Consider the following 18973-nt stretch of genomic DNA (forward strand, 5'->3'; position numbering starts at 1 on the left):
CTGTCGGACGCTTACGGCTTAGCTTTGTAAGCTCTTGCCCAAGCTCTTTAGCACGCCTACAAATGCGGGTATAACAAGGAACAGGCAATCCCAAAGCCAGCAAAGTAATCAGCGATGACACAAACCCTCGTACAGCACGGAGGGGTAAATGATAAGCCGCCCTAATCATCAACACGCATAGGATAGCGTCAGCAGAGTAAATTCTTGGACGGCCCTTCTTCCCCGTGCTTTTATTTTCCCTCCATCCTTTAATAGTTTCATCCGAAAACCATAAAGTTATGCTTCCTCTTTGTTCTAAAGCTTTGTTATAATCCGACCAGTTACGTATGCGGTAGTTAAGCTTTTTTTCCATAGCTTGCCTATATTTTTGTTGTTGCAAACTAATTTTATAGCTCTTATGTGTTAAAGAGCAATCTTATCGCATACACTTCTTAGTATTTACGCAACAACGCCTAATTATAAATAAAATAACGCTAATTTATTATTATAAAAATAAAATGAGTGCTATTTTATGTTAAATCTTTTTTCATGGACGCAATTTTCTGAAACCTGTCTTAAATGTGAATTAAAGTCTTCAGTTTTAGATAAAAAAACGCTGTCAAAAAGCTTGGATGTTTATTTAAAGGCTGATCTTAAGGTTAAGCTTTCTCCATCTGCTGCTAAAATTTTAAAAAGATATGCTTTTCATAAAGCAGGAATAAAAAGCGGGCAGCAAAAAAATTTAAGTTCTATATCGGTCTGCCAGGTATTGGAAAATTATAATGAACTTTTAGGGAAGATAAGATTCGAGTTTGAGTCTTCGGGCTTTGTGAAACCTGCTAAGCCTGTGATTTCTAAAACAATGACTTGGCTCTCCATCTTTTCTTCAAGTATTGCTGACACACATTGGGAGCCTAAAGTAAAAGCTAACCTTTAAAAACTATTCGCTCAAGCTTACAAAATAAACCTTATTAACAAAGTGGTTTTTAAGAAAGATCCCCCTATCGAATTAGACAAGCTTATTTCCCTAGAATTAGTAGGCAAGCAATTAGCCTACTTTAATCCTAAAGAGGGGGAACGTTTCCAAATTCCTTGTGAGGGTCGCATGATAGAGTATGCAGCAAGTGAAATCCCTCTATAGATGGGAATGTGTGCTTACGTTTTCAAGCCGGTAGATGAAAATGAAAAGGCTCCACCTATTTTGGCTTTTTCGGGAACCCGGATTGGTTTATCGCAGAGAGGTTTTTTAGCCACATTAGCTGCCGACTTTGATCCTCGTGGGGTAAGTTATATTGCTTATGCAAGTGGAAAGAGAAACATCACTCAATGGTTAGAACAGAATAAAAATGCGTTGGTAACAGGTCATAGTCTAGGCGGCGCTCTTGCACGCTATACAGCGATAGATAATCCTAGCTTAGTTCATGGAGTTTTCTCTTTCAATGCTCCAGGCATATCGGCAACCTATGGAAAAAAATGGGATCAGCTTAAAACAGAGCTACCTCAGTGCCGCCCTCAAATGCAAAGATTTGTTGGCATCATTCCCTTTATCTTTTTTATTTCCTTACTTTTTATTAATCAAGCGCTATTTAGCCTTTACGATTCTAGGCCTTATGTTTCAGTTTTTGGACCTTTGTGTTGGGTGTGGCGCCAATTAATCACTAGCCAATTAGCTATAAAGCAATTAGATGTTGAATATTCGCTATCTCAAGGGGCCGCTATTGCAGCATGAAAAAACTAAGAAATAAATGAGAGGCTAGTTTAGGTAGCGATCGAAAGAACAGGATTATTGTTGGAATAGTTTTTACCTTTTTTACTTGCAGTTTTAGGTTAACAAGAATTATGATCACTTTTAATTTTTTTAGCCGATGTGGCGAAATGGTAGACGCGGTAGACTCAAAATCTACTTTAGGCAACTAAGTGCTGGTTCGAGTCCGGTCATCGGCATATCCCTAAGAGACATTTTCAAAAATGAAGATGTCTCCGGGTTTTTTATTTCGTCATGTGTTCGTTTCTTATAAATAAGTGAGAAAGTTAGGCTCATTCCTACGGTTCAATACTTTTCCTCTGCAAAAATCAATTTTCCTGAAAATATCGAACCAAGCATTTTCCCTTTGACGTCCAAGGGTGCCATTTGGAAGTAAATATCCATGTGGGTCAAAAGGCTAATTCCTTAGCGGCTATACTTTTCAAAAGCCGCGTCAGTAAGTTTTATATCTTCCCTATCGCTTTAATTTCTCAATCTGGTCTTGAGCATGGCGCTTAAGGCGGTTATAAGAGTCTACCTCTAATTCACCAGTTACAAATCTCTGTTGATCAAACTTGGAGCAGATTGGCTTCGTGATTGGTTAGTTGGCTCTTCAGTTTAGCAATCTTTCGAACTTTTTATTTTATGTTTTTGCCAACTAACCATTCATTGATCCTAGAAAGCAAATCATCAAAATTCTTAGGGAGAGTATTCTCATCAATCTTTAAGCCGTTCAAGTAGCTTTGCCAAAATGTCCTAAGTTGCCGTAATTCGGCTATTTTATATGCGATAGGAAGCTTTAAAGGCGTACCTCTATGCTCAAAAACTGATTCTATAATTAATTTTAAATTATGAAAAGAAGCAGAAAACTCGTTGAGGATTAATGAATGCACATCATGAAAATCTTTCATGCGACTGTTTAAAAACCCACGATAACCAATGGTTTCTAATTTTTCTGCAAATATGAATTCTTTAAGATAGCAGGAAAGATTCACGCTCGATTCAAATATAGCTCCTTATGCGCCCTTAAGCAAAGGAATCGAATATTGAATTGGTTCAACAATATCTCCAAAATCAATATCGATTGAAAGCTTGTACTTAATTTGCCCAAAATAAGCCATGGCGCTGATTTCAGCTCCAGAATAACGCATATGAGGATGAGTAAGTTGATTCACCTTAATATTTTGGAAAGTAAAGCCATCATCGAGTTCTATCTTTTAAGACTTCTTCAAATATAAGAGAAAGATCATCAACTCTGTTGCTAACTCCATTGGCAAGAAAATCTAAGTCTTTAGTTTCTCGGCCTAGATTAATGTATTTAGACAATAATACGGCGCCTTTTAAAACAAATCGCTCTCTATAATTTGATTTTGCTAAGCCCACAAGGAATCTTTCTAAAATAAGGTTTTGCCAAAGGTCAGCTGGATCCCGACGTGCTTCTTTGGCAATCACTCGCAAACGAGCTTTAAGAGATTTTTCTAGATCAGCAGGCATGTGGTATAAGAAAAATATAAGGATTAATATTAACGCGCAAAATGTGCGCGTATTCGATTAATTTCTTTGAATCAGGCTTTATATCCGCTGATGTAAAATATTGCCTTAATGCCTTAAGAGCGATTTCTTTACTTAAGTAACGAAAAGCATCTACAATGGTTCGTTCTCTATCAAAAATATGAACTGTGTACTCTCCCATGGTAAGTGTTTCCTTTTCAAGGTCAGTATTACGCATTCTCACAATATGAGCGTCAGGACGTTTTGGTGAATGTCTTTGATTTGGGATGGCAATCCAAGCTTCACGCCTGATTTGATCTGTTAGCTCGTAATAAAAAAGAGCAGAAATGAGACAGATTACTCCTTCTGGAATACTAGCTACTGTAAAAGCTAGCTTTTCCCAGTCAAAATCTACTTGTGGTTCATAAGTGGAGGATCGGTAAATCCCTGGACAAAGTTTTTCCAAGATACCATTTTTAGTTAAATAGATAACAGTGCATCTTGAAATGCCTTGATTTTCCGCTTCTTTAAGAGTAAAAAAAGGCAGGTTTAACAATTTTTCTAATTTATCTTCGTATTTTTTCATATTTGCGATTCTACAAAATGCACTCTCTCATGTCGATTGAGTACATTTTGGGGAATTTATTCATAAATAAACCAGAAATAACAAGCAGACAATGTTTTTTGGGTTATTTTCCTAGTCAGTAAGATTTCGCTGAACAACATGGAAACTGACATAAAAACAGATAGAAATGTAGATTTTCTATGTCTAAGTAATTCAGGTACTTCAAAGGCGAATATCTATGGAAGTATAAAGGTCGTAGTGCAGCTTCATTTCTTTGATTTACAAGCAAATAAGCATTTAAGAATAGGAAAAAATCGGCTACAATATCGTGTTCCAATGCCGTGCGAATGGTAAGTAGGAGGTACAGCAATTTGTTCTAATTCTAAGATTACTTATTGGCGAAACCCAATTTTCTCACTCCACTGGATATATCCCAAGATTTCTTTCTCAACGGCTGCGATGAACAGCTTAATTCGAGGTTAAGCATTAAAGTTACATTTAATCCATTCCTCAGAGAGAGCTTGCCAAGGAAAAGCTTTCCTGTGTACCTGACTTACCTCTAAAATGTCCTCCGAATCCATCGGCCTAATTTGCATATGCAGTTGCCTCATCAAATAAGCCATTCATAATCTTTTAAATAAGCAACCGTTTGTGGGAGTGATTGCTTCTCCAGTATAGCTAAGTATTCTTCATAACTTTTTGGAGGTTTTTTCAAGCTTAATCTGGTTTCTTGCACGGCTTTCATAATTTTGCTGGGACTCAAATCGATTAGATGCCTTAGAGATTCGTCAGGGTGCTGAGCATCAATCCCATATTTGGCAATAGCTGATGGAAGAAAATCCGATAAATTGTAGGTCACAATAGTTTGTGCGTTTGCTTTGAGGGCTGCTACTAATACATGTCGATCATCTGGGTCTGGTAGCTTCAAATTGTCAATTAGCTCTTCATAGTCAAAGCCTAAACAATCTTTGACATGTAAGTCCATTTTGACTCGTGTCATCTCTATGCGCTCTTCAGTCAAGCCCGATCGATTCTTTAAAAGGTTACGCATCCATTCGCAATGAATATCCTTTGTCCATTTCGCTTGATAAAGATCTGTTAACGCGAATCGCATCAGAAAATCTCTTAGAGGAGCTGGATACAAGACTCATGAGTCATAAATCACGATAAAGCTAGCCATTTAATATCCCATATCCAGGTTTTGTGCTTCTTCAGCCAACTCATCTAGATTTTTACGACGTGCTGCGTCAATTTTAGCCTTATAATCCATTAAATCTTGGAACAGAATTCGGCGCCTTGTTCCTACCTTACGAAAGGGAATTTTTTTTTCTTCTAGAAGTCGAATTAGATAAGGGCGTGAAACGTTAAGTAAATCTGCAGCTTCTTGGGTCGTAAGTTCCGCATGCACAGGAATTAAGGTGATTGCATTTCCTTCTGCCATTTGAGTGAGCACTGTCATCAACAGCTTAAAGGCTGAAAAAGGCAAAGTAACCGAACTCTGTTGATAATTATCAGTTTCGAGTAGGATTTTAACGGTTTTTCCTTTCTGCAAGCTCATGGAAGAAAGGATACGGCTAGAAGCACGAGCTAATTCTACCTCGCTTTCGCTAGGCATAATAGGTTCAGGTAAGTGAAAAGATTGCGTAACCATAAATACTCCTATTGGGATCTTTTATTCTTAGGATAGCATTTATTCGAAATATTCGCAATGTAAGGAATAATCGAAACGAGATTGCAGTAAGGTCTTGGAGGGTAAAGCTTTTGGGTTTTTTCGGACCGGACCCCGCTAAGTGAGAGAGGGTCTTGCTATGGAGTAATGTGTATTACATCAGTTTTATTTTATATTAAGGAGATAAAGGAGAGCAACTTCTCTTTAAGTTCCCGTTAGAGCTAGTGATTCCTCCCTAATCTTAAAGGGTCCCTCTCCAGGCAGAATTAGCCGAATATAGAGCACATTTTGGAGTTTATAGAGCTGTTTCATTCCCTCGATGAATTGGTTCTAGAACGCTCCGGTGCTAGGCATATCCCAGGATACTTCTCTAATATGAGGTAAGAGTCAAATTAGAGGATTATTATGGCTAAAAAAGTTTTATCTACCTATGAAAGGCTTGCTCCAAGGCCCAGTTCGTAAGAAAAGAATGGGTGAAGAATACCAAGAGCTTTTATTATCTGAGTGAATCATTGCTTTAATAGAGGAAGATCATATTTCTGTTAGAAAGCTTGCCAAAGTAGCAGGATTATCACCTTCTATCCTTCAAGGCATTCGATCAGGCCAGAAGGATTACCTAACGCTTAAATCCTTTGCAAATATCATTTTTGCTTGGGGATATTCTATTGTATTGGAATAATCGCAGGATAATTAACGTTCACCAAGAAAGTTATGAGCTCCCGGCTTAAGGGAGCAACGGGGGGAGCACATCTACATCATTGTAATTAGAAGCTTGAAAATATTATTTAATCCCGATAAGTTATAACATCTTTGACGATGCTTTACCCTTAGAATTAATTTAGGAGTTATTTTATGATTAGAAGTTCATATCCAATACTTGACGAAGCTTTTTGTGCTATTCAAGGCTTTGCTGGAGCTCATCTTGTAAATGTCATTAAAGGTGCAAAGATTCTTAATCCTGTCTCTGCAGCTATATGTTTTGCTGGTATTGCTTTAACAGAAAAGGTTATTTATGAATTAAGTAAGCGTGTTATTCCTGGATCTACGATGTTTTTAGGTCCGATTCCTATCGGACCTAAAAACATCGTATCTTATAGTTTAGCTACCTATACAGCATTTAAAATTATGAAATTAGCCGGCTTAATTTTAGCGATACCTAAAGGGATCGTAGTTATAAGTACTGCCTGCTCAGTAGCTTTGGTAATAGGTAGTATTGCAACTATTATAAAGCAGCCTTTTAAATCTTTTAATGAACGTCTACAATAGCATATTGCATCTACAATATGGGCTCTTTATCCATGCAGCTTAAGGAGGGGGGGTAACCTATGCCTAAGTCACCGGTAACTAGGAGCCTTCCCTAATCTCTTATACAACATCTTTGACCCGCCGTTGGCTTGTCAAAGTTCGTGGCGCACAATCATCAGCATAACTTTTTAGGCCCCTAGGTTCTTCTTGTTTTTAAATTTGCTTTCATTTTATCTAAAGGGTAATCTTTGCCACCTTCTTTGATTCAAAGAATAAAAGAATTTTTAAGAAGATTTAATGTCATATTCCTCTAAAATTTTTTTAACCTTACTGACGTTATCTCCTTGAATTTCAATATCTGCATCCTTGATTGCACCTCCGCACCCAAGCTTCTTCTTGAGAAGAGAGGCTAGATGAATGAGTTCGTTAGAAGGTATATTTAAATTTAAAATAACTGTTAAAATATTCTTCCCTCTTTTGACTAAACGAATCTTTACCCCTTTCGGAGGCTTTGAGGAAGCTGGTTTGCTGGGTATCCATTGTCCTTCTATTGTAAAAGGCATATTTCTCTCTTTTAAGTAAGTGTTAGAAAAGCCAAAAGCTTTTATTCCAAGCGCCCTAAACCCTTTCTACGGCTCTTTTCAAACATCCATTTAAAAAGCAAAATAGAAAACGTTAGGTAAATAGCGTTTAAAGTTAGGCTATAAAAAAGATAGATATGGGGGAAAGGTTTTTCATCTAAAATGCTTCGCATGCCTTCGAAAATATAGGTGGAGGGCAATAGCCAAGAGATTTTCTGGGCCCATGCGGGCAAAATATTTACAGGATAAAACACCGCACTGAAAGGCGCAAATAGAAAACCGATCATCCAAGCTAGCATTTCGACTTGATGGCCCCAGTAAATAATAATACTGGCGGCTACGAAGCCGAGGGTCCATCCAAACATAAGTAGCAGGATAGTAAAAGGAAGAAATGACCATCCTACGGTAAATACGTTTAATGTATAAAGTAAGTAGACCGTAACTGCTCCAAAGGCTACCGTTAAGATTAGCTTGCATAAGCAGAGTAATATCGTTCCTATTATCCATTCACAGATCTTTAAGGGAGTAGAAAAAAGGTTAACTAAGTTGCGATTCCAAAACTCTTGAAGAATATTTATTGAAATATCCACCGATCCACGCCAGGTTACTTGCCAAAAGATTAAAGCGGTCATAAGTACCAAAGGAAGGTTGGCTACATGATTTTGATGTTGTATCCACCTTGAGGTTAAGCCCCAGAGAAGAATATCTACGAGAGGCCAGTAAAAGATATCGGATAGCTGGTTGGGTCCTTTAATCGCATTATAATAATAACGAAAGAAAACACCTTTGATTCTACTAAAGTTCATCGTTTTTGCTTGGCTATATGGTGAAAAAAATCATCGAGAGAAGGCTCTTTTATTTTGATAGTGACATAGTTTACTCCTTCTTTACTTAAAGCCTGCAAAAAAGCAGGAATTTTGTCTTCTTCTATGAGAATTTCGATATTTCGATGATCCACATTATATTTAAAACCGGCTGTTGATGCTACTGCTATGGTACGCTTAAGGCCTGCCTGTACGCATAATTTAACGCGAACGGCTGAAATGCTTTTAGCTAATTTTTCGGGAAGATCGTCAGCAATGATTTTACCTTCTTTAAGAAAAATTGTACGATCACAGACTTCCATGACTTCTTCCATTTTATGAGAGGAAAAGAGGATAGAAAGGCCCTTTTTATCTCTTTGTTCAAGAAGAAAAGAACAGATGTCGCTTGCTATATCAGGATCTAATGAGGCGGTAGGTTCGTCTAAAAGCACTATCTGAGGATTAGTAAAAAAAGCTTTAACTAGCATGAGCCGAGTGACTTGCCCCGCAGACAATGAAGCTACCCGCTGATTCCTCTTTCCAAGGATTCCAAAGCGTTCTAAGAGGGGATCAAATTTTAGAGCACTTTCCTTTCGGGTCAAACCATAGAGCAGGCCAAAGACTTCTAGATTTTCTTTAACAGTTAGAATCCAAGGGAGACTGGTGTAGGTGCTGGCAAACGAAACCTTCTCAAGAATTTCTGAACGAGCATGAGCAAAGTCTTGTTGGAAATAAAAAATAGCTCCTGAAGTGTAGGCTAGCGTACCTAAAAGCATTTGGATTGTAGTAGTCTTACCTGATCCATTGGGCCCTAGTAATCCTAAAATTTCTCCTTTTCTTAAATCAAAAGAAATTTTATCAATCGCTGTAAAAGGAATTTTTCCAGGGTAAATCTTTGTAAGATTTTGAACAGAAAGAACATTAATCATATAAGCTTTTTTATTCCCTCAAATTAAACAGATAATAATTTATATCATTCTTTAGTCTTTTCACTCAATAGAGAGCAAAACTTCCAAATTTTTTTCAAATGATTGCTTGCTAAAGATTATAATTTTTTTTTATACAAGGTAAGTTTGCTATGTCGGCTGTAAGGCCGTGCTTTTTCTACGAACGCTAATTTTAAAATGACTTAAAGATTTTTGCCATGTTCGAAGTAGCTTTTAAAATGCTAATAGGAGATAAAGCTAAATTTCTAGGTCTTATATTTGGCATTTTTCTTTCCAGTTTTCTGATTTGCCAACAATCGGCTATTTTTTTAGGGCTCGTAGAACGTTCCTATCGGCTCATCACAGACATACCTACTCCAGAAATTTGGGTTATGGATCCAGGCACTGAACATATAGATAAAATACGCGAAATGTCTGACAGCCAAATTGATAAAGTTAGGAGTGTTCCCGGAATCCTTTGGGCAGCTCCCTTGTCGATGGCCTATTTACCCTTAAAGCTTTCTAATGGGTTGTTCCATGAAGCTCAAGTGGTGGCAATCGATCAAAATTCTCTGTTAGGCGCTCCTCAACATATGGTTAAAGGCGTGGTAGAGAGTCTGCGGCATGAGGGGGGCATTATCTTAGATCAACATGCTGTTCGAGAAGCTTTAGTGACATATGGGGCCGATGGCAAACCTTCTTATCTTAAGCTAGGAGATAGTTTAGAAGTAGCTGATCAGTACGTTATCGTTGTGGGCATCGCACAATTAACCTTAGGCTTTTATCCTCAACCCATTATGTATATGGCCTATCAGCAGTATAAAAATCTGACTCCTTTTAAAAATCGCCATCTAGGTTTTATACTGGCCAGAGTTAAGCCGGGAGAAAATGTTGAGAAAGTGGTTCAAGCTATAAAAGATCAAACAGGGCTTTCAGCTTTTACTCGAGAAGGATTTAAGTGGCGTTCCATTTGGTATTTCCTAAGTACAGGTGTTTTGATTAATTTTGGAACCACAGTCCTTTCAGGTTTTTTGCTAGGTATTGCTATTGTAGGGATTATGTTTTATATGTTAACGATTGACTCTCTGCCCTTTTTTGCCATGCTCCGCGCTCTGGGCGCCACCCCGCTTACGATTGCTCATATGATATATTTTCAAGCTTTAGTCGCAGGAATTATAGGCTTTGGGCTAGGATTAGGGGCTGCAACTTTAGCAGGTCAAATGATTATCTTTTCGCAAGGTACGATTGCCTTTCTATTTCCTCCTTTAGTATTCCTATTTGCAGCTTTTACAATTGTTTTAATTAACTTATTGGCAGCGCGGATATGTATCCGTAGAGTTTTGAAAGAAGATCCTAAAATTGTCATGAGCAAATAGGCAAAAATATGGCCCAAGAAATAGCTGTTAGCTGTCAAGATGTGGTAAAAAGCTATGGTACTGCTGAGATGCAACAGATGGTTGTAAAATACTTGACCCTCGACTTTTTTTGTGGCCAGTTAGCTTTTTTAATGGGACCTTCAGGGTGTGGCAAAACAACCTTTCTTTCAATCATAAGCACCATATTAAAAGAAGACGAAGGAAAGATCGAAATCTTCGGAAAAAATACTCGTGATTTTAATGAAGAAGAGAAAACTAAGTTCAGATGCGAAAATATTGGGTTTCTTTTTCAGAATTTTTATTTAATGCCCTCTTTGACCTGTATTGAGAATATTGAATTACCTCTTTTATTACAGAATAAATCTAAACAAGAAGCAAGAAATCGTGCCTATGAAGCTCTAGCAGATATAGGTATTGCTCCATTAGCCAATCGATGGCCTCAGGAGCTTTCAGGAGGCCAACAACAGCGGATAGCTTTAGCTAGAGCTCTTATTCATCAGCCTCAACTAATCATTTGCGACGAACCTACAAGTTCTTTAGACCATGCAAACGGATTAATCGTGATGAATTTATTAAAGACGCATGCCTTAAAGCCAAAAAATGCAGTCATTGTAGCCACCCATGATAAAAGAATATTAGAGTATGCTGATCGCATAATAGAATTGAATGATGGAATAATCGAGAAAATTTACTAAAGCTTTTTAGGATGAATGAGGGGGTAATTGCTTCTGAATTATAGCAGCAAGCCACTCCCAAGTAAGCTGTAGAGCCCTAGAAAGAAAATGAGCTAAAAAATAAAAAAGGTTGTTTAAAGGTTAATTATAGCCTCTATTAAGGATAGGAAAAAAGGAGCTATCTTTATAATCCTTAAGAGGCGAAATAATAAGATTATTTAAAAGCATGGCAAGGGGATGAATCAAAAACGAAAGTATTTCATAGTTTTAGCTTTATTAGCTTTTATAGGGCTTTTAGCAGCTATCTGGATGGTTTTTTTTACAAAAGAGCCTAAAATTCATTACCTAGAAGATCCTTATTTACATTTTATTGCTAGAAAAAATGCTATATATGGCATTGGCATAGTCATTCCAAGAAGCGAAGAGATAGCTATCCAGGCTTCTAATGGACGAAGAATTGATAAGGTTTTTGTTAATGAAGGTGATAAAGTAGGTCTAGGGGATCCTCTGATTCAATTAGAAAATAAAGAATTACTTCATGAGATGGCAGCAAGCGAGGCGGCTTTAGCGAAGGCAAAGATGCAATTAGAGCGCTTACGAGCTCTTCCTAGAAGTGAAAATCTAACCTCTCAACAAGCTCTTCTTCATCAGTCTAAAGTAGACTTAGATGAAGCTGAAAGGCAACAACGATTAGCCCAAGATCTCTTAGCTAAGCAAGCGATAAGCTCAGGAGAACTTAATCAAAAGAATTATCTTGTAGAGGTACAAAAAGCTAAATATGACTATTTAATGGCTCAATTTCAGCAATTAAAAGCAGGTGCTTGGCAACCTGATTTGGATGCAGCAAATTTTGAAGTCGAGTACCAGAAGGCTCTTTTAGAGCTTTCTCGCCAGAAGTTAGATGATACTCTAATAAAAGCTCCATTAGAAGCCACGGTATTAAAGGTTAATATTCATGCTGGTGAGTTAGCTCAATCCACTAAAGCAGAGCCTTTGATGATTTTAGGAGATATTGAAGAGTGTTTTGTAGAGGTGTCCGTTAATGAAGATGAAATCTCTTATCTTAGGTCTCATCAAGAGGCAGTAGGTTTTTTTAGAGGAGTAAATAATAAGCCAATCCCTTTAAGTTTTGTAAAAATTAAGCCTCTGATGGTTCCCAAGAAAAACCTTACAGGCTCAATTATGGAACGTATAGATACTCGAGTAGTGCAGCTCATTTATCGTTTTAAAACCTCACAGAAATGTTTGTTTGTCGGTCAAGTAATGGATGTCTTTATACCCGATTCTAGAAATGGCACCCACCATGAATAAGTTTTTTTCCCTCAGCCTGGCATTAATAGCGATGAGTGGTATCTGTACTAGCTGCCAGAGGGTAGGACCTGCTTATAAAAATCCTCATATAAAGCTGCCTGAGCACTGGGAAATAGAGCAAGATCAAACCTTGCTTAAGCAAGTGCCTGTAGGAGTGCAAGAAGAAGAGGATGAGTTACCTAATTGGTGGGCAGCTTTTCACGATGTTATACTTGAGAGATTGATCAATAGAGCTTTAGAAAATAATCCTGAAGTTCATATTGCTTCTCAGCGTCTTCAAGAATATCAAGCTCTATTGTTAGAATCTAGAGCGGATTATTTTCCTAGGGTTCATATGGGTATGGGTCACACTAATGCTGTCTCTCCAGCAGATGGGATTTTTTTTCAGCAACCAAGCTTGATCAATTACTTAAAAACTCAAAATGTCAAAAACCAAAGACGCTATGATTTCTTTCATCTGGGCCCTATAGTTTCCTGGGAGATTGATTTGTTTGGAAGGCTTCGCAGTGAAAATTTGGCAAGAGAAGCAGAATTTGAGGCTTCCCACGAGAATTTGATGGCTATTCAGCTTTCAATTACAGCAGAAATTTCAAAAGCCTATCTTCGATTAAGAAGCATTCAACATCAATGGTTAGCAGAAGAAACCTATCAACAAATTTTGCAAGCCCGAGCCAATCTTTTAAAGGAACGGTTAGTACTTAATCATTCCTCTTTAGATTCAATCGCCAAGGTTGAAATAAAAATTTGTGAAAGTAAAAATACCATCTTACAGTTCAAGAAATATTTCGAGCAATATAAATACCGATTACTTACTTTGATAGGTGAAACAATATGGCCTTTTGAGGAAAATCTTTTATGCCATGCCCCTATGCCTCGACCTAACGTTCAGGTAGCTGTAGGAGTGCCTTCAGATTTATTACACCAGCGTCCCGACATACGTCAAGCAGATCGTGAGCTAGCTGCTGCAACTTATCGTATCGGAAGAGTAATGGCCGAAGCTCTCCCTCATTTTGCCTTAATAGGGAGTATTGGGGGAATGAGTAAGCAGTTAGCAGATATTTTAAGTTTTAAAAATTTGTATTGGCTATACGAGCCTTTAACCTCTTTTCCTCTATTTGATGCAGGCAAAAACAAAGCAGCCGTAAATGCTTATAAAGCGCGTGCTAAAGCAGCTTTTTCCCATTATCATCAAAAGCTTTTAAACGCTGTGGAAGAGGTTCAGCTTGCTCTACATTCGCTGCAAAGTAAAGAAAAGCGGTTAGTTGAGAATAAAAATATCTACTCATATGCTGTTGGTTCTTTAGAGAGAGAGCATCTGCTTTTCCAGCAGGGCATAGGTGATTTCGCTGCCTTTAATCTAGCAGAGGATGAGGCTCATCAGCGGAAGGTGCAATGGCTTGTAGCAGAAGAAGAATATGCTTTAAGTTATGTGACTTTATGCACGGCCCTAGGAGGCAAAGCTAATTAATTAAAGAGGGATTTTAAATCTTCATTTCAAGCCTTCTCTTGAAGAAGAAAGAGATTAAGCATAAAAGAGTAAATATTTATGTTAATCGATAGGAAAAGGGCAAGCTGCTTTACTTTTAAGTTGGCCTTTTAAAAAGAAGGACTAATCACTAAGGAGACTCTTAGCTTGCGGCGGCTTCTTCTTGTGCAATAGTTTTTTTCTCTTCTTCAACATTATCTTTATGAGGCGGTCTTGAAGGAGGGGCACTTTTATCTTTTTTCAGCAAAGCTTCTTTCTTTCTTCTCTCTCTTTGGCTTAACAGTTTTTCTTCGTCATGTTGATCATCTATAGGACTAGTTTTTGCTTGTTGAAGGGCTTCTTCTGCTGTTTGGTCAGGAGGGACAGTTTCTGGCTGTTCTGGAGAAGAAGAGAAGTTTTTCTTCCACATCTCCTGAATTTGTTGAAGAGCAGCAGCCTTTCCCTCATATTTTTTGAGTTTAGCCTGTAATTCTTTATCTTGAGCCAAAGAGTCATGGTGTTGCAACTGATAAAGGCGTTCTTTATAATAATCTAAAGAGATCGGCTTAGGTGCTCCTAGCTTGCTATATTTTTTTAATATTTCGTTAAGGTTACCAGAAGGGGTGGTATTTAGAACGATAGCTTCTAATTTTCCTCGCGTCTCTTTTTTTGCTTGTCCTAGGCCCAAGTCAAGCGCATACTGGCCCAAGTGATTCAATTGATCATCATTAAAATGTTGTAGATATTTATGACGGCGCTCGTCAGTCTGCATATTACTAGGAAAGAAGACTGTAAACTTTAATTCTTTACCCCCTACCTGGAGGATTTTTATTGCACTTTTTCCGTCGGAAGATAAGTTAAAGCCTTGAAAAATCTTTTGTGGAGCTTCTGTGGGTTGCTGAATCATAAGTTTTGGGCTAGCTTGATGAATAGGATTAACCATAGAATCTCCACGATTTAGAAATAAGCGTCCAACCACTATTATATTTGTTTATAGAAATAAAGGATATAACTTTATATAAATAGTCTTTTAAATATATAATATGGAATTATTTCTTTCTAGATAAGAGAAACGAATAAACTTTTTCCTGTTTATGCAAGCGTTCACAGGATACCTCCAGTTTTAGAGAGGATTCTGTGGGCATCTGCACGGTCAAAATATTTGCAAATAGCTTTTTTCTACTTCTTGCATGCTTTTTAATATGCATTATCTTCTTATTATCAAGAGCTTAAGTGCATTCTCTCCCTATGATTGCTGCCTCTTTATACACATCCGTAGCTATTAGAAATCTTGAGACGTAAATGATCTAATTGCTTATTTACTACAGCAGGGCGCATGCTAGTTCTTATCCTCTAAGCTATTAACATTGTTCTTGAGAGGCTCAGAATTTACATTTTTTATTCATTGTCAGATGATTAGCGTATAACCCTGGTCACTGATAGACTAGCTGTCTACCTTCATCATTTTTCCCCCAGCCTTTAATAAATTTTAAAGCCTCATTTTTCCTAGAGTCCTTAGCAAAAAAAAATAATTAGGAATTTAGATAGCGCAGCTAATATATAAAAACAGCATTCATGCTCTAGATAAGCTTTTAAAGGATAAGCTTCGTATACACCTCATCTATCACTACTTAAAGGGGACCCGATCCCCTGATCTTCTAAGCCTACGGAGCTACCCTAATTCGTTAGGAAGAGCGGTAAGCTTATTATTGTTTAAGAAAAGCTCCTCCACCTGTGATAATTGCCCTATCTCTAGAGGTAAAAAGGTTAAACCGCTTCCTTCTAATTGCAAGCTTTTAATAGCTCTGCCATACCGTTCAATCCAATCTTTAAAAAGATCTCCTTTTTCTGCTAAAGATAAATGCTTGATCTCTTTTTGCTCTAAGTATCCCTCCCCACCAGATAATTTTTTCCACATTAAGAGGCGATTAATATTTAACAGATAAGAGGTGTAATTAGCTAAAGTAATAGGGAGTGGAAAGAAATCAAGCATATTTTCTCTGTCTCCTATGAAAAAGGAGGCAGGTTCTATAAACGTTTCAAACAAGACATATTAGAGGCTATGCTTTATGTAAACCATACAGGGTACCAATGGAGACATCTTCCCCGTGATTATCCTCATTAAAAGGCCTTAAAAATAGTGCTAGCTCTTCTTTATTTGTTTTATAGTTTGGTTTATTGCTTTCAACTCCATAACTTATCTCCCTGTTAAACAAATGAAATAGCATGCTTTATTTTTTATTACCACCCTAGGAATTAGATGTGGGCCAAAAAGGCGCGATAACCAGAAATAAAAAAGCCAGGCCTTAAGCTTATGGAGAGGTTAAAGCTCTATAACAGCTAAGGGAAGGCTCCTGCATCATCAATAAGTTCGATATTTTCAATGCCTTCTAGCTTACGTAGTTCATCAATTATTTCTATAAAATGAGCTTGAGAAGCAGCCTTGAACAATAAATGAAAAATTTCTTTATCTCCTACTTTTTCTATTTGTAGGCGGCTAGAATCATAACGTTTATTTAAAGTGATTAAAATCTCTTGCAGGGAAGCTAAGTGAATAGCACCATTTTTGGCACCAAACCGTAGACCTACAGCTCGATTTTTTTTGATAAATCTTTTTTCAAGAGGTTTTATTCCAGCAAGGATGATTAGAATGAGCAGGGTTGTACTAACTGCTGCCAAGTAAAGCCCTCCTCCAATAGCTAGACCGACTGCCGCCACCGCCCATAAGCTTGCTGCTGTTGTCAGACCGCGGATCACATTTTTTAAAAAAAGGATGGTGCCAGCTCCTAGAAAACCAATTCCGCTAACCACCTGGGCAGCTACACGTGAAGGATCTAAATTAATTAATCCTTCATGCACGACTTCATGAAAAGCGTACTGCGAGACAAGCATGATAAGAGTAGATCCTAAGCATACGAGCATATGTGTGCGTAGGCCAGCGACCCAGCTTAATCGTTCTCTTTCAAATCCGATTAAGCCACCCAGCAAGCCTGATAGCAAAAGTCTCAAAATCATTTCTTCTGCAGGTAAGGCTGGAAGCATAAATATCTACCTCTAGTATGTTTACATTCTTGGATTAAGGCTGATTGGATAATATTTTATCAATACTTTCAAGTATATTTTGATTTAAGCTTGTTTTTTTGCATAGTCCTAGGTGGAAAACTATATAGACTATCGAAAAAAGGTAAAAAAGGAATAAGATAGCTCTTGTCTATACAATTTTACTTGGGTAGAGCCTTAGCAGCTAAAATTAAGAAATGGAATAAAAAAGAAAAAATTGCTTGCAGGTGAAGTTTCTATAGTTAGTTGCCTGGCTGCCGTACTCCAGCTTGTTCTTTGAAGGATTTATCTTCAAGAGTTGCTAATAATTTTAATTTAGGCTAAATCCCGTTAGTCTAGAAGGTAGGCTTTACGAAGCGGATTTGTTTTATGAACATGCAATCATGCAAGGCTTATCTACATGCCAGGTAAAATTAATCTTATGAATTATACCGCTTAGAAACTTGTGAAAAAAACGCCTAATCTTCTAGCAAGCTTTGTCTTCTCAGTAAATTTTTCTTATATAAGCTTTTTCTAATTGAAAGCTTAAAGCATTCATGTTTAGCAAATCTTAAACGATTAGCTTTCCAAAGTAGATACCAAGCTACAAAACTCTAGAAAGGTCTGTAGCTTAGTATCTCCTTAGAAAAAATTGTTGCTTAGCGCTTAATTTAAGGCTGAGGAGTACCCATCATCCCATATCCGGATACCATAGTAATAATAAAAAGAATAAGAAAAACGATGAATAAAACTTTGGCGATAGTAGCGGCTATGCCTTCAATACCTCTGAAACCCATTAAGCCTGCCACGATAGCAATAATCAAAAATGTTAATGACCAATATAACATATGTATATCCTCGCTGTTAGTTTTTATCATCCTAAGATAATATATAAAAAATTTTTCAGTTTTTGTTTTAAGCATTTTCAAATGCGTAGGCCTTATTTAATATATTTCTAGGCTTTAATTTTTTTAAAGACTAAAAAAATAAAGCTTTTTACACGTTATCGAGAACTTCTTTGCTTGATGGCTATCTTGCAAGGGCTTAGAAATAATTTAATATCAAATAAACCCACCTAAAAAAAACTTGGGGCTCAAATTCTGATTGAAGAGCCTTCCCTACAAGAGAGAAGTTTTCATATCATATGAGTCATTGAAGACAAAACTCTAGATTCAAGAAACCTTGAAAGGGGGCTACGAATGATGCAAGCGATAAATACTATCCTCCTTCGGCCAATTTTAAAAACTTTTCCCAGGTTAAGCTTGATGGAGATTGAAGCAGCCTCCTGCATTAGAATTTAATGCTTTAATAATAAAGCAAAGAATGGTTATAGAGCTGTCTCGTCTCTTAAAAAGCAGGAGGAGATAATGTTGCCGGGAAGGCTTAAGTCTTTAGAGGAAAACTATCTATTTGTTTTCCTATCGGGAATCAACTATCATTAAATTTTGAAAACGATTTTTAGATTGTCCACTCAGGTAGCATCTTTCTACAGCCTAGGAAAAAATGACAGGATAACCCTAATTTTATAGCAAAGGGTGTTTGAAAGAAAAGCATTGCTCTTAGCTTAATGTTTCTTTAAAGATATGGAAAAATGTTAACCTCTAATGAGGGTTTGATCTATAGAGAGTTTTTTGTCTCGTCCTCAATAATCAATAATTTCACCTGTATCTGGGTGCATTTGGCAAGCTTGCCTTTTAGCATATTGCCATAGTTGTGAGGTTTTTTACAGTGCTAGATATTAAAATAGCTAGTGATTTCGCTATGACTAATTCGGCCCTCTAAGGGGTGAGCCTAAATATCCATAAGATCTTAAATCAATTTTTTTTCTTGTTTCATTACCCACTATCTTGCCCAGCAAATTTTTTTTAGCTGCCTTATATTTAAAGTAAGTTTATGAAGATAACCTCTTCTTGACGAAATAAGAAAAAATCTTTAAAAATCCAATTTTAATTTTTTGGGTAATATTTTAGGGATTTAAATTGTTTTTCTTATTGGAAGGTAATAGGTGCTTATTTCATAAGCTAAAATGTCCTTTCTATAGAAAAAGCATTTCAGCAAATGAAGGAAAAAAAAGGAATCGATTGAGGAATCTATCTAGACAATTA

General features: G+C 37.1%; 21 protein-coding genes and 1 tRNA gene. 9 read left to right on the plus strand and 13 right to left on the minus strand.

Annotated elements, in window-relative coordinates:
• Positions 1-352 (minus strand): transposase (locus NEOC84_RS00990; protein WP_207391756.1); only part of this gene is annotated, 352 nt, incomplete at its 3' end.
• 159 nt (positions 353-511) lie between these two features.
• On the opposite strand from NEOC84_RS00990, the gene NEOC84_RS00995 reads away from it, so the two are divergent.
• The 4 genes from NEOC84_RS00995 to NEOC84_RS01010 all read left to right on the plus strand — a co-directional run bounded on the left by NEOC84_RS00995 (position 512) and on the right by NEOC84_RS01010 (position 1923).
• Positions 512-916 (plus strand): hypothetical protein, encoded by a 405-nt coding sequence (locus NEOC84_RS00995; RefSeq protein WP_166154450.1) that lies wholly within the window; start codon positions 512-514, stop codon positions 914-916.
• Positions 917-958: 42 nt separating this feature from the next.
• Positions 959-1120, plus strand: coding sequence for a hypothetical protein (locus NEOC84_RS01000; RefSeq protein WP_166154452.1), 162 nt, complete (start codon positions 959-961; stop codon positions 1118-1120).
• Between the two features lie 6 nt (positions 1121-1126).
• Positions 1127-1708, plus strand: coding sequence for a hypothetical protein (locus NEOC84_RS01005; protein WP_166154454.1), 582 nt, complete (start codon positions 1127-1129; stop codon positions 1706-1708).
• Between the two features lie 132 nt (positions 1709-1840).
• A tRNA-Leu gene (locus NEOC84_RS01010) sits at positions 1841-1923 on the plus strand.
• A gap of 438 nt (positions 1924-2361) precedes the next feature.
• Here NEOC84_RS01010 and NEOC84_RS01015 read toward each other — a convergent pair.
• From NEOC84_RS01015 to NEOC84_RS01035, 5 genes are all read right to left on the minus strand, one after another.
• On the minus strand, positions 2362-2718 hold the full coding sequence (locus NEOC84_RS01015) for a nucleotidyl transferase AbiEii/AbiGii toxin family protein (protein WP_166154456.1): 357 nt from the start codon (positions 2716-2718) through the stop codon (positions 2362-2364).
• A gap of 205 nt (positions 2719-2923) precedes the next feature.
• Positions 2924-3217 carry a nucleotidyl transferase AbiEii/AbiGii toxin family protein gene (locus NEOC84_RS01020; protein WP_166154458.1) on the minus strand — a complete coding sequence of 98 codons (294 nt, stop codon included), beginning with the start codon at positions 3215-3217 and terminating at the stop codon, positions 2924-2926.
• Positions 3207-3800 (minus strand): type IV toxin-antitoxin system AbiEi family antitoxin domain-containing protein, encoded by a 594-nt coding sequence (locus NEOC84_RS01025; protein ID WP_166154460.1) that lies wholly within the window; start codon positions 3798-3800, stop codon positions 3207-3209. The genes NEOC84_RS01020 and NEOC84_RS01025 overlap by 11 nt, the downstream gene beginning before the upstream one ends.
• Before the next feature lie 589 nt (positions 3801-4389).
• Positions 4390-4923 (minus strand): PIN domain-containing protein, encoded by a 534-nt coding sequence (locus NEOC84_RS01030; RefSeq protein WP_278248288.1) that lies wholly within the window; start codon positions 4921-4923, stop codon positions 4390-4392.
• Between the two features lie 36 nt (positions 4924-4959).
• Positions 4960-5430 carry a helix-turn-helix domain-containing protein gene (locus NEOC84_RS01035; RefSeq protein WP_166154462.1) on the minus strand — a complete coding sequence of 157 codons (471 nt, stop codon included), beginning with the start codon at positions 5428-5430 and terminating at the stop codon, positions 4960-4962.
• Between the two features lie 870 nt (positions 5431-6300).
• Between NEOC84_RS01035 and NEOC84_RS01040 the strand changes: the two genes are divergently transcribed.
• Positions 6301-6714, plus strand: coding sequence for a hypothetical protein (locus NEOC84_RS01040; protein WP_166154464.1), 414 nt, complete (start codon positions 6301-6303; stop codon positions 6712-6714).
• A 263-nt stretch (positions 6715-6977) separates the two neighbouring features.
• Here the strand turns inward: NEOC84_RS01040 and NEOC84_RS01045 are convergent, their stop codons facing one another.
• Genes NEOC84_RS01045 through NEOC84_RS01055 form a run of 3 tightly spaced genes read right to left on the minus strand, consistent with a single transcriptional unit; the run spans position 6978 to position 9006 of the window.
• The gene (locus tag NEOC84_RS01045) at positions 6978-7256 is read right to left on the minus strand and encodes a translation initiation factor (RefSeq protein WP_166154466.1); all 279 of its coding nucleotides are present in this window, start codon (positions 7254-7256) and stop codon (positions 6978-6980) included.
• Positions 7257-7297: 41 nt separating this feature from the next.
• Positions 7298-8080, minus strand: coding sequence for an ABC transporter permease (locus NEOC84_RS01050; protein WP_166154468.1), 783 nt, complete (start codon positions 8078-8080; stop codon positions 7298-7300).
• Entirely contained in the window at positions 8077-9006 is a 930-nt protein-coding gene (locus NEOC84_RS01055) for an ABC transporter ATP-binding protein (RefSeq protein WP_166154470.1), read from the minus strand. The genes NEOC84_RS01050 and NEOC84_RS01055 overlap by 4 nt, the downstream gene beginning before the upstream one ends.
• 215 nt (positions 9007-9221) lie before the next feature.
• Here NEOC84_RS01055 and NEOC84_RS01060 point away from each other — a divergent pair, with 215 nt between their 5' ends.
• From NEOC84_RS01060 to NEOC84_RS01075, 4 genes are all read left to right on the plus strand, one after another.
• Complete coding sequence (locus NEOC84_RS01060) at positions 9222-10379, plus strand: ABC transporter permease (protein WP_166154472.1); 1158 nt, start codon at positions 9222-9224, stop codon at positions 10377-10379.
• A gap of 8 nt (positions 10380-10387) precedes the next feature.
• Entirely contained in the window at positions 10388-11074 is a 687-nt protein-coding gene (locus NEOC84_RS01065; protein ID WP_166154474.1) for an ABC transporter ATP-binding protein, read from the plus strand.
• Positions 11075-11290: 216 nt separating this feature from the next.
• Positions 11291-12364 carry an HlyD family efflux transporter periplasmic adaptor subunit gene (locus NEOC84_RS01070; protein ID WP_166154477.1) on the plus strand — a complete coding sequence of 358 codons (1074 nt, stop codon included), beginning with the start codon at positions 11291-11293 and terminating at the stop codon, positions 12362-12364.
• Entirely contained in the window at positions 12357-13832 is a 1476-nt protein-coding gene (locus NEOC84_RS01075; RefSeq protein ID WP_207391758.1) for an efflux transporter outer membrane subunit, read from the plus strand. Before NEOC84_RS01070 ends, NEOC84_RS01075 begins: the two co-directional genes overlap by 8 nt.
• A 160-nt stretch (positions 13833-13992) precedes the next feature.
• On the opposite strand, the gene NEOC84_RS01080 is transcribed toward NEOC84_RS01075, so the two are convergent.
• The 4 genes from NEOC84_RS01080 to NEOC84_RS01100 all read right to left on the minus strand — a co-directional run bounded on the left by NEOC84_RS01080 (position 13993) and on the right by NEOC84_RS01100 (position 17716).
• Positions 13993-14772: a hypothetical protein gene (locus NEOC84_RS01080; protein WP_166154481.1), complete on the minus strand. Its 780-nt coding sequence runs from the start codon at positions 14770-14772 to the stop codon at positions 13993-13995.
• A 729-nt stretch (positions 14773-15501) separates the two neighbouring features.
• The gene (locus NEOC84_RS01085) at positions 15502-15822 is read right to left on the minus strand and encodes a hypothetical protein (RefSeq protein ID WP_166154483.1); all 321 of its coding nucleotides are present in this window, start codon (positions 15820-15822) and stop codon (positions 15502-15504) included.
• A 347-nt stretch (positions 15823-16169) separates the two neighbouring features.
• Positions 16170-16871, minus strand: a complete 702-nt coding sequence (locus NEOC84_RS01095; protein WP_166154485.1) for an MgtC/SapB family protein — start codon at positions 16869-16871, stop codon at positions 16170-16172.
• Between the two features lie 668 nt (positions 16872-17539).
• On the minus strand, positions 17540-17716 hold the full coding sequence (locus tag NEOC84_RS01100) for a DUF1328 domain-containing protein (RefSeq protein ID WP_079979973.1): 177 nt from the start codon (positions 17714-17716) through the stop codon (positions 17540-17542).
• Positions 17717-18973: the final 1257 nt, after the last annotated feature.

The organism is Neochlamydia sp. AcF84 (genome assembly GCF_011087585.1).
Classification (GTDB): domain Bacteria; phylum Chlamydiota; class Chlamydiia; order Chlamydiales; family Parachlamydiaceae; genus Neochlamydia.

Coding starts and splice junctions, on each gene's coding strand:
- NEOC84_RS01025 (WP_166154460.1), bottom strand. CDS start 3,800: ATGAAAAAATACGAAGATAAATTAGAAAAATTGTTAAACCTGCCTTTT.
- NEOC84_RS01050 (WP_166154468.1), bottom strand. CDS start 8,080: ATGAACTTTAGTAGAATCAAAGGTGTTTTCTTTCGTTATTATTATAAT.
- NEOC84_RS01040 (WP_166154464.1), top strand. CDS start 6,301: ATGATTAGAAGTTCATATCCAATACTTGACGAAGCTTTTTGTGCTATT.
- NEOC84_RS01020 (WP_166154458.1), bottom strand. CDS start 3,217: ATGCCTGCTGATCTAGAAAAATCTCTTAAAGCTCGTTTGCGAGTGATT.
- NEOC84_RS01005 (WP_166154454.1), top strand. CDS start 1,127: ATGTGTGCTTACGTTTTCAAGCCGGTAGATGAAAATGAAAAGGCTCCA.
- NEOC84_RS01065 (WP_166154474.1), top strand. CDS start 10,388: ATGGCCCAAGAAATAGCTGTTAGCTGTCAAGATGTGGTAAAAAGCTAT.
- NEOC84_RS01070 (WP_166154477.1), top strand. CDS start 11,291: ATGAATCAAAAACGAAAGTATTTCATAGTTTTAGCTTTATTAGCTTTT.
- NEOC84_RS00995 (WP_166154450.1), top strand. CDS start 512: ATGTTAAATCTTTTTTCATGGACGCAATTTTCTGAAACCTGTCTTAAA.
- NEOC84_RS01100 (WP_079979973.1), bottom strand. CDS start 17,716: ATGTTATATTGGTCATTAACATTTTTGATTATTGCTATCGTGGCAGGC.
- NEOC84_RS01080 (WP_166154481.1), bottom strand. CDS start 14,772: ATGGTTAATCCTATTCATCAAGCTAGCCCAAAACTTATGATTCAGCAA.
- NEOC84_RS01035 (WP_166154462.1), bottom strand. CDS start 5,430: ATGGTTACGCAATCTTTTCACTTACCTGAACCTATTATGCCTAGCGAA.
- NEOC84_RS01075 (WP_207391758.1), top strand. CDS start 12,357: ATGAATAAGTTTTTTTCCCTCAGCCTGGCATTAATAGCGATGAGTGGT.
- NEOC84_RS01095 (WP_166154485.1), bottom strand. CDS start 16,871: ATGCTTCCAGCCTTACCTGCAGAAGAAATGATTTTGAGACTTTTGCTA.
- NEOC84_RS01055 (WP_166154470.1), bottom strand. CDS start 9,006: ATGATTAATGTTCTTTCTGTTCAAAATCTTACAAAGATTTACCCTGGA.
- NEOC84_RS01085 (WP_166154483.1), bottom strand. CDS start 15,822: ATGCTTGATTTCTTTCCACTCCCTATTACTTTAGCTAATTACACCTCT.
- NEOC84_RS01045 (WP_166154466.1), bottom strand. CDS start 7,256: ATGCCTTTTACAATAGAAGGACAATGGATACCCAGCAAACCAGCTTCC.
- NEOC84_RS01060 (WP_166154472.1), top strand. CDS start 9,222: ATGTTCGAAGTAGCTTTTAAAATGCTAATAGGAGATAAAGCTAAATTT.